Origin of the sequence: Endoryza foliicola (genome assembly GCF_050589245.1) — a bacterium.
Lineage (GTDB): Bacteria > Bacteroidota > Bacteroidia > Chitinophagales > Chitinophagaceae > Endoryza > Endoryza foliicola.
On record NZ_JBOBEW010000004.1, the window covers coordinates 462,457 to 476,965 of the forward strand.

Genomic DNA, 14,509 nt, shown 5'->3' on the forward strand with positions numbered 1-14,509 from the left:
ATTATCCTTTTTCTTTTTGGGTAAGATACAGAAGGTAAGCCAATACAATGAAAACAATGGTATAGATGGCTGCCGAACTGTAAATTTGAGTTGGATCGATACCCGTTATGTTCTTTCTACTCATGAATTGAAGTGTAGAATGACCGTAAGGTAGTAAGTAATTGTGTTTCCAGGATATTCCAATGAGAGAAGCAACCCAAAGTCCAATTCCCCCTGCTAATGGTATCAGAAAGTTTTTGAATCGTAAACTGATCAGAAACTGAAATGCTAAGATAGGCATACAGGCACTGAAATAATCCCAGTTGTCTTTCCAAACAGTTGCAGCCGGTACAAATCCTTTAGGCATCTTAATTCCGGAAATAAAAAAAGTTGGAATAAGAGCAGATACATATATAAACAGGTTGAAAAGCAATAAAAATTGCAGGAACATGATAATTAATACAGATAGTTTTGCTGTAAAGATGGAAGTGTAAGATTGAGGGCTGGTATGCAATTGTTTCCATGTATTGTTACGAAACTCAAGTTGCGTTACCAAACTAGTGGAGAGTATAACGCCTAGTGGACAGAGAAAGGTAGCCACCGGGTTCCACGCATTGCTCCAATACAGGTCCCAGAAATTGGCTTTAAGATATAGTGAACGGGCACTGTCGGGTCGGAATAAATTAGCTAATAACATTATGAAAGGAACAAAGGCACTGCCAATAACAACAAGCCAAGATGAAAAGCTTCTTCTGGTTTTCATCCATTCAGCCGATAAACATGCGGTGTATGCCATATATGATTAATTGATAAGGTTCATGAAAATGTTTTCTAAATTTTGATGTTGCTCCTCTATTCGATAGACATCAATGTTTTGGTCGACAAGTTTTTTCACCAATAAAGCTGTGGTAGCGTGCTCGGGAGTGGTAAACTGTATTTTGTTATCAATAATTGTTGCACTTAAACTACATTGTTCTGCTATTCGTTTCGCTGCTACAGAATCGGATGTGAATAGGGATAGTGTGTTGCCGGAATTCCGTTTTGACTGCAGTTCTTGTAAGCTGCCTTGAAACTTCAAAGTTCCTTGATGAATGATTCCAACATGACTCACCATCTTTTCGATTTCAGATAGAATGTGGCTGGAAATTAAAATGGTGGTCTTTTTTTCAGCATTCAGCTTCATCAGCAATTCTCGAATTTCTATGATGCCGTTGGGGTCTAGGCCATTTGTTGGTTCGTCTAAAATCAGTAGTTCCGGATTATGGTAGAGGGCAATGGCCAGGCTCAATCGCTGCTTCATTCCAAGAGAAAACTTTCCGGCTGTTTTCTTACCGGTGTTCGCAAGTCCTGTGAGATCAAGAACCTCTTTAATTCGGTCTTTCTTTATTCCGAATAGTCGTGCGTGAATGGCTAAATTCTCATGCGCAGTCAAATGACTGTAAAGTGAAGGGGTTTCAATTAACGAGCCGATTCGCGAGAGTATTTTGATTCGGTTAGACTGAACATCTTCGCCAAAAATGGAAATGGTTCCTTTTTGCAGCTTCAACAAACCTAACAGCAATCGAATGGTGGTTGTTTTACCGGCTCCGTTAGGACCGAGAAAACCATAGATTGCACCTTTCGGAACTGCCAGGTCTATTTGTTGAATCACTGCTTGATCATGGCTATAGTAGTGGGACAGGTTTTTTGTTTCAATGCAATTCATATGCTTATTTGAAACAAATCTATGCTTCAAACTACTGCTTGAAATCCTTGAATCGATGAATAGTAACGAAAATCTGTGAAACCCTTGAATTGATCTGCAAAACAGAGTGCATCAGGCCTGTGGAACGGCTTTTCCGAGTTTGCGAGTATGTAAAATATTCAAAATACAAACGATGTGAAAGGGCAGAATGGAGAGAATGATTTTCCAATTCATTTCTAAAAAGCCAATGAGTAACACGAAGGATAGCAGCAGCGCAATACTTGCCATTCCAACATAGATGAACATTTTTTTCGGATATTTTTGAAGAAGCGTTACTACTAGTAAAAGTTGCCCTAGTAAGGGTAATAATATAAAAGGATGCAGCGTGGCTTTTGGATCTGTGAAAAACTTATAAATAATTTCATACTCGCCTTGAGCTAAAAAAAGATGATTGTTTCCTTCCCATTCTAAGTAGCCTATTAATGACGTTAGGATCACCAATAAGTTCAACAGTTTTGTACGCGATACATTCATCTGGTTCTTAGTTTTAGCTCTTCGAGCGCTCAAAATATTCACGAGCGGCTTTTTCACCGCTTTCCATCAAAGATAGCTTCTGTTTTTGACTTAAACGCTTGATCTTTGGTCCAATACCTACATTCGATACCGATATTGTTCGCTGCCAATCTTCAGGCGCCAATTGATTTCGATTCAAATTCTCCAAAACAATATTATAGAACGCTTGAACATAATCGCTCAACTTATTAATGGAAACAGGAGTAAGCTGCGGATTTAGTTTATCTTGTGCAATTTGTTCATCCGTATCAATACGAATTCCAATGGTTGAAGTATTAAAAACTCGTTCGTTGATTCCTTTGGAATTAAGTGTTTGTTGATCGAATATGAAAATGGGGAAGTTTCCTAAAATGCCTCCGTCTACCATGATATCTAAACCCGCACTGTTCTTAGGTTTTTCTATTATTGTGCCAACCGAATCAACAAAGCTTGCTTCGAAATAAAAGGGCACCGACATCGAAATGCGAACGGCATCTTTGATTTTCATAGTTGGATAGTTGGCTGCCGATAGTACCACCAATTTTTGTTGATTTAAACAAGTTGCGGTTACATATAGATTTTTGAATCCACGATCTTTGAGTTCTGAAAAGCGTATATCGGCATTGCCCGTTTTCTGTTCAATAATGGTTTCCAGCCATTTCGTAAACGCTTTTGAACGGTACCATCCATACCGTTTTTTAAACCGATGCATACCTCCGATGAAAAAGTATTGGCCGTCGTTGAATTTTTCAAATTTGGTATCGGCGATTATTTTAAAAATTTCCTCAGAAGTGTAGCCAAGCGATAACATCATGGCTGTGATAGCGCCTGCAGAAGTGCCTCCAACGTTTTCAATAGATGTAAGTATTTTTCGAGTTTCCAGTTCTTTGATCACACCCGAATAAGCGATCCCTCGAATTCCGGCACCTTCGAAAACAAGATTGCGATATTGGCTATTGGTTTGAGAAACAGCCGAACCAAATGCAAACAATGCTCCGCACACTAAATATATGCTTCTTAAACTCACGTTGCAGTTTATTTAACTTGCAAATAGTTGATAAAGCGTTGCATTTCTTTCATCGTTCCCACAGTTATGCGCGTCCATTTGCCTTCTTTTTCATACAATCCCGTTCCTTCAATTTTATTGGTTTCAAGAATCTTGAAATAATCTTTCTTGAAGTGTTGGATGGAGAAATAGATAAAGCTTGTAGTTGATGGGATCACAATCATTCCCAATTTTTCCAGTTCTTTAATTGTATATGCTCTTGCTTCGGAGATCAAACGATAACTGTCTTGAACGAACTTAAGATCGTTGAGTGATGCAAGGGCAGCGGCGGTAGAAGCCACGCTGGTACTGCCGTTGGGCCAGGATTGAATTTCGCTCAACTGTTCAATTCTTTTCTTAGTGGCTACACCGAACCCTACTCTAGCACCTGCCAATCCATATATTTTTGAGAAAGTGCGAGCTACAATGATGTTATCGTTTTTAGCAGCGAGATCTACCATCGATTTTTCAGTAGAGAAATCAATATAAGCTTCGTCTATTAATACAATAGCTGTTTTCGATGCTTCTAGAACAAATTGTTCCAGATCGTTTCTTTTATGAACAGTGCCGGATGGATTGTTGGGATTGCATACATAGATCAGTCGAGTTTCAGGGGTGATGGCTTTTTGCATTGCCGGGAGATCCAGTTTTTTATCCGTAGTTAATGGTACCGTCAGTTTTCTCAAACCCGCTGTTTCAGCAGTAATGCTCCAATAAGGATAGCTGGGAAAGCCAACGATGAAATTTCCCTTTTCTGAAGCGGCCAATTTGCAAACAAGGTCTAATATTTCAGTTGATCCGGCTCCTAATAACACATTCTCAGTCGCTACTGCTGTTTTTTTGGCAATGGCTGCAATCAGGGCCGGGCCTAGCGTCCAGCTATACCTATTGCTGGCGTTAGAATATTTTGCAAATGCTTGTCGGGCAAGTGGCGAAGGTCCATATGGATTTTCATTTGAACTCAGTCGAAGTCCGGGTATGGGGTCTGCCTGAAAATCGCCAAACAATTCCTGATCAGATGCAAAGGTTTCTTGAGTTGAGAATCCAATACCTGCTATGCCTAGTCCAATTTGTTTAAGGAGGGCTCTTCTGTTTGTTGCCATGGGAGTTGAGGTAGGTGTGGTATGAAGATAAGGAATAAAAGAACAGGAGACGAGGAAACGAGGAGCGAGGAGAAGAGGAAATACAGAGAAGGAGGAGGGGGAGGAACAGGGGGGAGGACAGGAGACGAGGAGACGAGGAAATGAGGAGCGAGTATAAGAGGAAATACAGAGAAGGAGGAGGGGGAGGAGCAGGGTTTGAAGAAATAATCTTGACAATCCTTTAATCCTTTAAATCCTGATCAAGGAAGAGATTCAGGAACAATTCTTTGCGAACCGTTGCGCCCTTTGTTCCTTTGCGGTAGAGGGAACTCTGAGAAGTTTAGGGTGCAGCGAAAATAGGTGAGGGACCTGGGGGAGCAAGAAGATGCATAGAGAAGGAAGAAGGGAAGTTGGACTACTTTCTTTAATTAGAGTTGATTTTGTACAGAAGAAAGTTTACATAAGTGATTTGCACTTCCTTGGGTTGGTTTTCTAAATAAGAATAATACCAGTTTTCAAAGCTTGGTTGCTGCGCAGGAGTAAGCTGTAATATGGGTTGCTTTTCTGATGGCGAGGCTTTTTGATTGAAACTTACTAATAGTGGATACAGTTCTTTCCAGGGTTTTTCAGAAATTTTTACATCTTTTTCCAACTGCTGTTTAATAAACTGTAATTTGAAAACTATCAATGATTTTAATTCGGACAGCGTATCGTCTTGCTTGGATTTTTCACTCAATGTTTCTGTTGCTTTTTCTTCATTTTTTTTCAAATCAGAATCCACTGACTTGAAAGCTTCCAACAGTTCATCTGATTTCTTCTTTGCTTTAGTTCCCGAACTATAAAAGTATGCTACTGCTGCCACTATAATAACTAATAACAATACAAATCCTCTTTTCATAGCAAATATTAAGGTATTGATTGAAGTAGTAGCAAAATTAATTCATTGATTGGAAAGTCATAAACTTTCATGACTAAAATGAATGTCGACCTTACTCGAGAATTTGATACTACTTACTTTGAAATTGTTGTTCCTTTTACAAGTGTTGCTATTCCAACAATTGGACCAAATGCTAATAGTGGTAATAAAGTCTCAATTGAATGGTGATTACCGATCAAAAATCGAAGGAGTTGAATGCTGACAATGGTGATTGAAAATCCAATACAATTAACTATTGTAAGCGATGAACCCTTGATTGTATTGGGAACAGAACCGGCAATGAGCGTTGAAAACATCGGTGAATCAGCCACTACACTGAATCCCCAAGTGAAAAGGAAAAGGAAAAGGAGAAAAGTAGATGGTTGGGATACCATCAAAGGAGTTAGCAAGCAACATACGCCAGATACCATGAGCGATAGAAGCGCTATTTTTCGGGGAGGTCTTTTTTGAGAAGCAATGCCCGCAGCGGCACAAGAAATAAAGCCGGTGGCTATTATACAAAAAGACCAAAATGAGACTGAAAAATGATGGATTGGATGAAGTAAAAGATATCGTTCTAAGATCAATGGAAGGAAGGTCCAGAATGCATACAATTCCCACATGTGACCAAAATAGCCGATGGCTGCGCTTCTAAATTCCGGAATTTTAAAACCAGAAAGAAAAGCGTTCAATTGAAATCCTTGTCCGGCCTTTCGATAAGGGCCATCCGGTACCAATACGAAAATACAGAGCCCACCTATTACCGATAACGCACTGGTGGATAATAAGACTATTGACCAGTTCAAACCTAGGCTCAAGGATTTAAGCAAATGAGGGAAAGCTGTTCCGAGAACCAGCGCACCCACTAAAAAGCCGAGGGATTTGCCTAAACCTGCTTGGAAATAATCTGCAGCTATTTTCATTCCCACCGGATAGATGCCGGCCAGAAAGAATCCGGTGGCCACCCGAAATGCGAACGCAATAGAAAAATTAATTTCGGGAATTAGGATTCCTAAATTAAAGAGGGCGCCCAAAAGTGCAGATACAAAAAATACTTTCGAAGGTGAGTAGCGATCTGCAATAGACAAACTTGCAAATACAAGGGTGCCAAGAATAAAGCCAAGTTGAACTGCTGTCGTTAAATGCGCAAGATTCGCTATGGGTATGTTCAATTGGACCAATATCTCTTTCATCACGGCATTCACTGCGAACCACGCCGATGTGCAGAAGAATTGAGCAATAACAATGATAGGTAATTTTGTATTCAAGCAATGAAGTTAACCAATTCTTGTTCGATCTTAATTCAAAAAGAACGAAGAATGTTTAATACAAGAAGCGTATTGTTTTATTGATCAAAAAGGCAGGCAGCATAGCTCAACTACTCAAACATAGAACGAAATGTAAAAAGGGCTAATTAGAACTTATTTTATTTCCATTAAGATCTATTTGAAACCAAACTCCGTCTTTTTTTACCGTTGCCAGTTTCAGTTTTTTAGAAAATGTTCCGTTCGCCTCATAAATGAAGGGGATCACAACTTCACCTTTGCGATTGATATAGCCTGCTTTACCGTCTTTTCTTACTGCTGCGAGACCAAGTGAGAATTCAAAACAAAGATCGTATTCAAATGGGATCACCGTTTCTCCTTTTGGATTGATATAGCCCCATTTTTCATTCAAAACTACCGCTGCTAGTTCTTCGCTGAAATTGCTTGCGTTGCTGAACTTGAAAGGAATTACTTCATTTCCTTTTGTATCAATATATCCGATGAGCAAGCCTTTTCTCACAAATGCCAGTCCTTGAGAAAATTCCCCTGCCCCAAAATCATATATAAAAGGGATAATGACTTCCTTTTTTAAATTCGTATACCCGTACTTTCCCATTCTTCGAGAAAGTACTAAGCCTTCCGGAGTTAAAGTATAGTCGAGCACTTGATGAATGCTACTATCTACTTTTTCCAGTTGGCTGGCAACGCCTTCTTGCTTCGCATCAGAATTTTGTGCAAAGCCTAAACTAGCTACTAATAATAGAAGTGTTGTAAATGTGAACCTTTGCATGATTCGAATCTATGATATTTTTGTGAATTTATTTCTTACGCAGCTATGCTGCTTGGAATTCGCAAAGGTTAGAGAAGGTGGAAAAGTTAGACAAAGAGAGGCTGTAGTAAACTTCGTTTTTTGACCACAGATAACACCAATTAAAACAGATTACCACAGATTAGCCTCAGATATTCAATTATTCTAGTTGCTTATTATTTTGAACCGCAGCGGCCCTTCGACAAGCTCAGGAACCACGCAGCGATCGCAGCGCCCCCTTTTCCTCTCCTTCTTTTTTTGTATTTCCTCACTCCATCATTCAACGCGATAAATCGCGTTGCTACAAGAACACTTCTATTTACATCCGCTGCGATAAATCGACGGCGGACCTCAGCTACAATCACCCCTTCTATTTAATAATATCTTCAACGCTGTACTTCCTCGCTCCTCGTCTCCTCCCTTCCCGCAAAGGCTTCGCCTGTCCCGTATCGTTCCTCACGGGATAGACTCGACTGCTTTTGCTTTGCAAAACCAGCCTCCGTCCTACCTCCTGGTATCCGGCTGTTTCATTATTAAATATTAATTGTTAATTATTAATTAGGCCCGGCTGTTCCATTATTAATTATTACTTATTAATTCTTAATTTTTTCTCACCGTACATTACTAATACTATTCTTCACTGTATCGTGTTTTGTTTTCAAAACCGTTACCATATTGGTACCATCTTCATCGGTAGTGAAAAGCAAGAGCAAGTCATCGGTTCCAATGAAACTAATATTCATTAGAATCTTGTGAGGAGTGGCTTTGGGAACATCTCTGAAAGAGAGTTGTCCGTTTTCATTTGTGGTTCCTAGATAGGAATTGCCACTTGCATCTTTTAATAAGATCGAAGCATTGACAACGGGTTGGCCGGGTGGAAGTCCATTTAAACTGCCTCCATCTGGAATCTCAGCGCCTTTGCCACTAATGATAACTACAGTGGCTCCCCCATAACTAAGTTGTTTGATGGAAATAGGAGATGAGGTCCAACGTTCTGCGGGAACGGAGGTTTTATCTTGAAAATAGAGTGTTCCATCTTTCTGATCTACATGTGGATCACCATGCACATGAGCAGCCGAACCGTCGTTTCCAACCCAGGCAGGAGGTGCAGCCATTCTAATCTGAGTTTTCACCGTTTCTGTTACTCCATTTGTTTCTTTTCGTTTATTTCCACGTGTCCCCTGCTCGGTAATATTCAAAGTGGCAATTTCTCCTATTACATTGGTAAACGTAGTTTCCATGGTGCCATCGCCGTCTAAGTCGGCAACTACGATTGCATTGTCTGTTCTATTGCTTCTTACTGTATTGTTGTTCTGAGCGCGAGTAGCAGCTGCAGTATTGTTATCCTCTGAAGAAACTCTTTCTCCAAAACTTGCTCCCTGCGTTTGTTTGGGAACTGTTACGTTCATGGAAATTCGATTGGGCATACCGCCGTTAATTCCGTTGATGCGCAAGGATTGACTGTTTTGAGAGGCTGTGATCTTCACGTCTCCTTTTAAATTCGATTCACTGGTTACAATATTATTGGCCGGTTCTGCATCCGTACTTTGCGCCCTGTTTCTGATATTGCTCCTACTGGTGCTTACACTCGCCTTTTGTTGGTTTCCGGCCCCGTCTTTGTTTGCTACCGGAGGTATGTCTTTTAAGTTAGATTCTGTGGTGTTAATGTTTGTGCCTGTTTCTAGATCGCCCACAATTAGCGTAGTGATATCTGAAACCTGATAGGTTGTTGAACTTGTTATTTTGTAAGAACCGGGCTCCCAATCGGTAAATTCAAATTCACCAAATTCATTGGTTTGAGTAGTGCGCATTTGTCCACCCGGATTTTTACCGCCTTTGATACTAATTCCTCCAATTGGATTACCCGGACGCATAGCCGCTGAAATTACTTGACCGCCGGGCAATGCTCCGCCTAGTAAACCCAATTCGGTAGATGCATCCAACAGTGCACTATTACCTATCCATAATTCAGCTGTTCCATCACCATCTACATCTGCTAGTGAAACCGCCATGTTTTTGATATTACTTCTAGAAGTATTGATGATGGCTTTGCCATTGTTCATTTGTCGATCGTTCGATTGATTGCTTTTTGTTTTCGATTTCAAAATAGCCGGGGCGTCTTCCGGATTGCCTTCGGCAGTAATGATCTCTACCGACCAAAGATCGCTTGATAAGCGAAGTTCACCTGCTACATCATTTTTCTGATTTCCGGTAAGTGTGGCCTCGTACTCTTTCGAAATATCAAAACTACCGGTAATGTATACTGCATAATTGCCTGAAGGTACATTCGCAAAATAGAATGCGCCACAAGATTCTGTTTCGGTAGTGGCTACAATTGCTTTCGTATTCAAATCAATTAAGTTAACTTTTATACCGGCGATGCCGTCGCAATCATTATCGCCGCCCGCCATTCTGCTCGTTCCTTTGTACAAAGGGTTGTCGCCACCTTTTCCATTGTCTTTATATAAAGGGTTATTCGATACTTTCAGCGCACAATCAGTGCAGTTGTTTCCCTGTCCTTCAACATACATTTTCTGATACTGACGTCTACCCGTTGCCAATCCCGATGCCGGATCACGCGCATAAAAAGTGGCTTGGGTACCAGTAGGACTGCTGCCGGTATTGGAGTTCGTACCTGCAGATTTATTGGTTACAATTCCGTTGCTCGTACTGGCCGACCAATGAACTATGCCTGCTATGATATTGTTTCGTTTCGCTCCTGCGCCCTGCGATATAGCGGAACCCGCAGCGTGCAATCCTTGATTTACTTTTTCTCCAAATGTGGCTCCCTGGGTTTGTTTTGCGTAGGACGCCGCATCAGCCGGACAGCTAAAAGTTTTTTCTTCTATTGTTCCATCCGGACTTGTTGTACGCAAGGTTACCGGACCGCAATTTGATTCTGGTGCTGCTGCAGAACGCTGGCCAGTAGGTAAGCCCGACTGTGGATCTCGAGGAGAAAATATCCGTTGACCTGTTGGTAATCCCGATTGTGGATCGCGGGGAGAGAGAATTCTCTGTCCGGTAGGCAATCCACTTTGGGGATCTCTAGGAGAAACAATTCTGCGACCTGTAGGTAGCCCACTTGCAACATCTCTTGGTGGAGCTTGGTTTCTACCGGACGACATGCCGGTTCCCACGTCTCTAGGTGTTGCTCTTCTTCCGGTTGACATACCGCTTGCTGCATCGCGCGTGGTATGGAAACTTTTTACGATACCGATACCTGCAGTGAACAATTGAAATTTTCTATTTTGTTCGATGGCTACATCAATGCCTTGAGTAGGATCGAGCAGTCGAATGGTATTGGAGCTTTGTAAGAAATTGCTTTGAAGGATGAATTTGGTGCCCGGGGTGAGTGGATAAGCAATGCTTAGTGCGCCACTAAAACCGGGGAAGAGGTTCTTCGATGCAGCATCGAATCGATACAAGGCTTTGGAAGCACCCGGTTGATTGATAAGCAAGGAACCTGAGTTATTATAGAACAAACCGCCTCCCAAATCGATGTTGAATTGAACAATGTGGCCGAAGCTAAAACTCGGTCCAAACAGCATATAAGCGTTCAAAGATTTTGTGTAATTAGCGACTGCGTCTGTCGGAAAACGACGAGAAGCGATGAAACTACTGATAGAAGCCTGATCTACGGCACCCGGTAAAATCCCTGTTTGAACACCGAGTCCTACTGCTCCAAATTGGTAGCGCCCAAACATATTAGTGGCCATGCTATTGGTTCGAAACAAAGTACTTTCTCCTTTTTTTAAGGCGAAGGAAGATCCGGTTGAAGCCCCGAAACTCCATCCGGGAGCGAACTCTAGCCATCGGGTGCGGTTGCTGCGACTGCTATTGAAATTTTGCGAATACGATTTTTGAGAGGGTAGTAACATGGCAGTTACTATGAGAAAAAGCAAAACAATGAACTTTTTCATACGAAGTGGTTTGGTGGTGTTAGAGGCTGAGCGCCATTTACCTAAATATAACGAAAAAGAGAGGGGTTAGGTATGTGGAGGAGAGGAGGGAGGATGAGAGGAGACGAGGAGGCGAGGAAATACAGAGAAGGAGGAGGGGGAAGAACAGGGGGGACAGGATGAGAGGAGACGAGGATGATAGGAGACGAGGAGGCGAGGAAATACAGAGAAGGAGGAGGGGGAAGAACAGGGGGGACAGGATGAGAGGAGACGAGGATGATAGGAGACGAGGAGGCGAGGAAATACAGAGAAGGAGGAGGGGGAAGAACAGGGGGGAGACAGGAGGAGAGGAGACGAGGATGATAGGAGACGAGGAGTAAGGTTTGAAGAAAGAATCTTGGCAATCCTTTAATCCTGTAAATCCTGATCAAGGAAGAGTGGCAGCAGAAGACAATCCCTCCGTGCCCCAGCTACCTCGTGGTTTTGTATTCCCCGTGAAGCGGCGATCTTGAGTAAAGAAGTTTCGAAATTTTAAATGCCCAAAACTTAACTAATAACGAATACGCCGACCTGCAATCATAATCCTTTCCGTTAACTGTATTTTTTTTAATTCTGCTTCTCCGTTGCATTCAAGCGATACAAATTCTCAAACACTTCTACTTCAATATTCTCAAATACACCATTTTCAAAAACAGTCTTCTTACTGCCAAATCCATTCAAGGTTACATTTTTCAATGATCCGCTGATCTTTCCTGAAATGCGTGCTTTGTTGGGGCCTAGTTTTTCGTATTTCGTGATTTCAATTTTGAAATCAGTGTCGCCTTTTCCATTAGCAAAACCAAACAGTGTGGTGTTTTTCACATTACCATCGGCGGCTCCTGAGAAATTTACTTCTAGGTCTTTTGAATTGTATACTGCCGCTGTTTCTTTTGGTTGCATTATTTGAATGGTGAGCGCTCTCGAATCGGGTGCATCAACGGACATGAATTGTAGTTGCATGTAAGGTTTCTCCAAAACTCCTTTCACTCCCTTTTTCCAAAAGCTGGCACCGTGCACCGATACCTTTCCGCGAAAAGGTTGTCCATCCAATGTAACTTTTAATGATACTGTTTTTTCGATGGCGGCTTTGGTGTCGGCTTTGGTGGCGCCCGTGCTTGCATTGTAGCCGGCCGGAAAAATTTTATAGCCTTTTCTCAAGGCATCCTCGTATTTGGGAGCTTTGTCTTTTGTTGTAAAATCAACATAGCCGTCCTTACCGGTCTTGATCTCTTTTACTTGTTGCTTTGAATCCAGATCTTTGATAGCAGTTACCACGGCTGTGTACTTGAATCCTGATGCCGTGTAGATGTCAATTTTGTCGTTTAATTTCAACACCCCCGATTTTACGCTGATCAATCCATAATAATTACCTTCTGGCTCGCCAATATAGATATCGCCGGTTTCAGCTACAAAAGATTGTGAGTAGGATGAAAGAACACTGATCAAAGAAATCATTAAAAGGATGCGGTACTTCATGGCTTTAATTTATACCATTAATATAGTAAGGAATTCAAGCAGGTAATTGGGGATTTTTCTTTTAATAAATTATTGTTTGTTATCAAGTGTTATGATTCTTCCTTAAGAATCGGTTTAACATTATATGTTTTCATGGCGTTTTCTATTTGGGAGGCCTCTGTTGTATCTTTATTTAAGTAGTAATTAGGGGCAATTATTGGGCTTACCGAAACAACCTTTATTTCAATGAGTGCTTGAATGGGATATATGTCCGAATACAAGTCAATGAGGGGTTTGATTCGTTCTTTATAAGAGGTGTCAGATTTGGAAACGAGTGTTGCAATTCCCTTTAATTTGAATCCTTTTTGAACGAATACATCTACAAAGCTTACGCAAACTTGATTGTTCTCTTCGATATTTCTTACACTATTAGGTGATGCTAGGTGAGCAATCAGTAAGGTCTGCTCATCGCGGTATGTAAACAGTTCCTTTGGAGAAACATTGGGTTCTCCTTTGCTATCACAGGTGGCCAACCAGCATAGCACAGATTGTTGAATATATTTTTTTACTTCTTCTGTTATCATGATTTCTTATTGATGAAACTCCCTCCAACTGTGCCAAAATTCTTGATAGGCATTAAGGGTTGATAAGGAGCCCACTGTATCAATACCTACTCCGTTCAATTTGTATTTCTTATTATTCACATAGATAGTATCATTGGAAAACTGAGGTGTGGAACTTAAATTGTATTCAAAGGCGAAGAAACTTTTGTTGTCTTTTCCTAGTACTACAAAAGCGGGTAACCGACCTACTTTGGTTAGCATGATTCGTTTTTTCTTCAATTCATTCCAATCGATGGCAGTGTCTTCACCGGCTTTTGAAATTCCTACCACCCAGCTCTTGTTTTTCCAGCTTAGACTATCGGTTCCTGTAAGTTTACTTTTGCTAGCGCCACTTTCGTATTTCAAACTGGTATCGTATTTTGAAACGCTGTTGGGGTCTTCTTGCATTATGAGCGATTCAGGGTAAAGTTCCAGCCACTGTGCTAAACTGGTTTGTGTGCTGTGCACTTCTTCCAATTGAGATCCTTTTAAAGGTCCAACGATGGCTTTTCCGGTAGCCTGACGCCACCAGCTATGTGTTGTTTGATCTTCAATCATGGCATTAAAATGATCCATTCCTACCAATCGGAATTGTTCCGGCTTCCCATTCACTGATGGATCGAAAACTCTTCCGGTTCTACAAACGGTGCAATAAGTAATTAATAGTGGTTTTCCATTGATGCTATCGTAAACAAAGTGATGATAGGCCAGAAATCGGATAGGATAAGCTTTTGCAGTGGTGCCATCTACTACCCCTACTATGAGTCGGGCGGTATCTACTTTGTTTTCCTTTTGATTTGCCAAGACTATGGATGCCGGTTGTTTGAACATACCATCGGCAGCCATTACAAAATTGAGTATGTAAATACCGGCGGCCACCACTAAAAGGGGGATTGCTACCGTCCATTTTCTTTTCCATTGAGTATTTAGTAATCCGGTAAGGAGCACCAATACAAAAAGCGTTCGGAAGATCCAGCGCCAATTGAACAGGAAGTAAGCCAAATCAATGCTGTTCATTTGTTGACTTCCCGGCATGGGCATGATGAAGTACACATTGGCAGCTTCAAAAAGCAGAAGGCCGAGGCAACCGATGTAGAATAATTTTTTCATACTCGCTTTTTTGGGGCTAGGATTAAAAGTATTATGTAGGATTAGTAGGATTTCCGTTGGTTTCTCAGGAACA

The 14,509-nt window shown here is 41.3% G+C and carries 13 protein-coding genes; 1 reads left to right on the forward strand and 12 read right to left on the reverse strand.

The genetic code is table 11. The annotated features are described in order from the left end of the window. Nucleotide 1 precedes the first annotated feature (1 nt). From ACQ2HE_RS11740 to ACQ2HE_RS11780, 9 genes are all read right to left on the reverse strand, one after another. Nucleotides 2-775, reverse strand: a complete 774-nt coding sequence (locus ACQ2HE_RS11740; protein WP_430899250.1) for an ABC transporter permease — start codon at nt 773-775, stop codon at nt 2-4. Nucleotides 776-781: 6 nt separating this feature from the next. Then, on the reverse strand, nt 782-1,684 hold the full coding sequence (locus ACQ2HE_RS11745) for an ABC transporter ATP-binding protein (protein ID WP_430899248.1): 903 nt from the start codon (nt 1,682-1,684) through the stop codon (nt 782-784). Nucleotides 1,685-1,795: 111 nt separating this feature from the next. Further along, on the reverse strand, nt 1,796-2,197 hold the full coding sequence (locus ACQ2HE_RS11750) for a hypothetical protein (RefSeq protein WP_430899246.1): 402 nt from the start codon (nt 2,195-2,197) through the stop codon (nt 1,796-1,798). Nucleotides 2,198-2,210: 13 nt separating this feature from the next. Beyond that, entirely contained in the window at nt 2,211-3,242 is a 1,032-nt protein-coding gene (locus tag ACQ2HE_RS11755; RefSeq protein WP_430899244.1) for a patatin-like phospholipase family protein, read from the reverse strand. 8 nt (nt 3,243-3,250) lie between these two features. After that, nucleotides 3,251-4,363 (reverse strand): pyridoxal phosphate-dependent aminotransferase, encoded by a 1,113-nt coding sequence (locus tag ACQ2HE_RS11760; RefSeq protein ID WP_430899242.1) that lies wholly within the window; start codon nt 4,361-4,363, stop codon nt 3,251-3,253. A gap of 403 nt (nt 4,364-4,766) precedes the next feature. Next, nucleotides 4,767-5,240 (reverse strand): hypothetical protein, encoded by a 474-nt coding sequence (locus ACQ2HE_RS11765; RefSeq protein WP_430899240.1) that lies wholly within the window; start codon nt 5,238-5,240, stop codon nt 4,767-4,769. A gap of 113 nt (nt 5,241-5,353) precedes the next feature. Further along, nucleotides 5,354-6,526, reverse strand: coding sequence for an MFS transporter (locus ACQ2HE_RS11770; RefSeq protein WP_430899238.1), 1,173 nt, complete (start codon nt 6,524-6,526; stop codon nt 5,354-5,356). A gap of 142 nt (nt 6,527-6,668) precedes the next feature. Beyond that, the gene (locus ACQ2HE_RS11775) at nt 6,669-7,313 is read right to left on the reverse strand and encodes a WG repeat-containing protein (protein ID WP_430899236.1); all 645 of its coding nucleotides are present in this window, start codon (nt 7,311-7,313) and stop codon (nt 6,669-6,671) included. A 629-nt stretch (nt 7,314-7,942) separates the two neighbouring features. Further along, complete coding sequence (locus ACQ2HE_RS11780) at nt 7,943-11,251, reverse strand: SdrD B-like domain-containing protein (RefSeq protein ID WP_430899234.1); 3,309 nt, start codon at nt 11,249-11,251, stop codon at nt 7,943-7,945. A gap of 74 nt (nt 11,252-11,325) precedes the next feature. Here ACQ2HE_RS11780 and ACQ2HE_RS11785 point away from each other — a divergent pair, with 74 nt between their 5' ends. Further along, entirely contained in the window at nt 11,326-11,610 is a 285-nt protein-coding gene (locus ACQ2HE_RS11785) for a hypothetical protein (RefSeq protein WP_430902447.1), read from the forward strand. 226 nt (nt 11,611-11,836) lie between these two features. Here the strand turns inward: ACQ2HE_RS11785 and ACQ2HE_RS11790 are convergent, their stop codons facing one another. From ACQ2HE_RS11790 to ACQ2HE_RS11800, 3 genes are all read right to left on the reverse strand, one after another. Further along, a complete protein-coding gene (locus ACQ2HE_RS11790) occupies nt 11,837-12,745 on the reverse strand; it encodes a hypothetical protein (RefSeq protein ID WP_430899230.1) in 909 nt (302 codons plus the stop codon). Between the two features lie 89 nt (nt 12,746-12,834). Then, nucleotides 12,835-13,308, reverse strand: a complete 474-nt coding sequence (locus ACQ2HE_RS11795) for a pyridoxamine 5'-phosphate oxidase family protein (protein ID WP_430899228.1) — start codon at nt 13,306-13,308, stop codon at nt 12,835-12,837. A gap of 6 nt (nt 13,309-13,314) precedes the next feature. Beyond that, nucleotides 13,315-14,436, reverse strand: coding sequence for a DUF3179 domain-containing (seleno)protein (locus ACQ2HE_RS11800; protein ID WP_430899226.1), 1,122 nt, complete (start codon nt 14,434-14,436; stop codon nt 13,315-13,317). Nucleotides 14,437-14,509: the final 73 nt, after the last annotated feature.

Excerpts from the sequence above, each read along its gene's own strand:
- ACQ2HE_RS11740 (WP_430899250.1), bottom strand. The coding sequence starts at position 775 with ATGGCATACACCGCATGTTTATCGGCTGAATGGATGAAAACCAGAAGA.
- ACQ2HE_RS11745 (WP_430899248.1), bottom strand. The coding sequence starts at position 1,684 with ATGAATTGCATTGAAACAAAAAACCTGTCCCACTACTATAGCCATGAT.
- ACQ2HE_RS11750 (WP_430899246.1), bottom strand. The coding sequence starts at position 2,197 with ATGAATGTATCGCGTACAAAACTGTTGAACTTATTGGTGATCCTAACG.
- ACQ2HE_RS11760 (WP_430899242.1), bottom strand. The coding sequence starts at position 4,363 with ATGGCAACAAACAGAAGAGCCCTCCTTAAACAAATTGGACTAGGCATA.
- ACQ2HE_RS11765 (WP_430899240.1), bottom strand. The coding sequence starts at position 5,240 with ATGAAAAGAGGATTTGTATTGTTATTAGTTATTATAGTGGCAGCAGTA.
- ACQ2HE_RS11775 (WP_430899236.1), bottom strand. The coding sequence starts at position 7,313 with ATGCAAAGGTTCACATTTACAACACTTCTATTATTAGTAGCTAGTTTA.
- ACQ2HE_RS11780 (WP_430899234.1), bottom strand. The coding sequence starts at position 11,251 with ATGAAAAAGTTCATTGTTTTGCTTTTTCTCATAGTAACTGCCATGTTA.
- ACQ2HE_RS11790 (WP_430899230.1), bottom strand. The coding sequence starts at position 12,745 with ATGAAGTACCGCATCCTTTTAATGATTTCTTTGATCAGTGTTCTTTCA.
- ACQ2HE_RS11795 (WP_430899228.1), bottom strand. The coding sequence starts at position 13,308 with ATGATAACAGAAGAAGTAAAAAAATATATTCAACAATCTGTGCTATGC.
- ACQ2HE_RS11800 (WP_430899226.1), bottom strand. The coding sequence starts at position 14,436 with ATGAAAAAATTATTCTACATCGGTTGCCTCGGCCTTCTGCTTTTTGAA.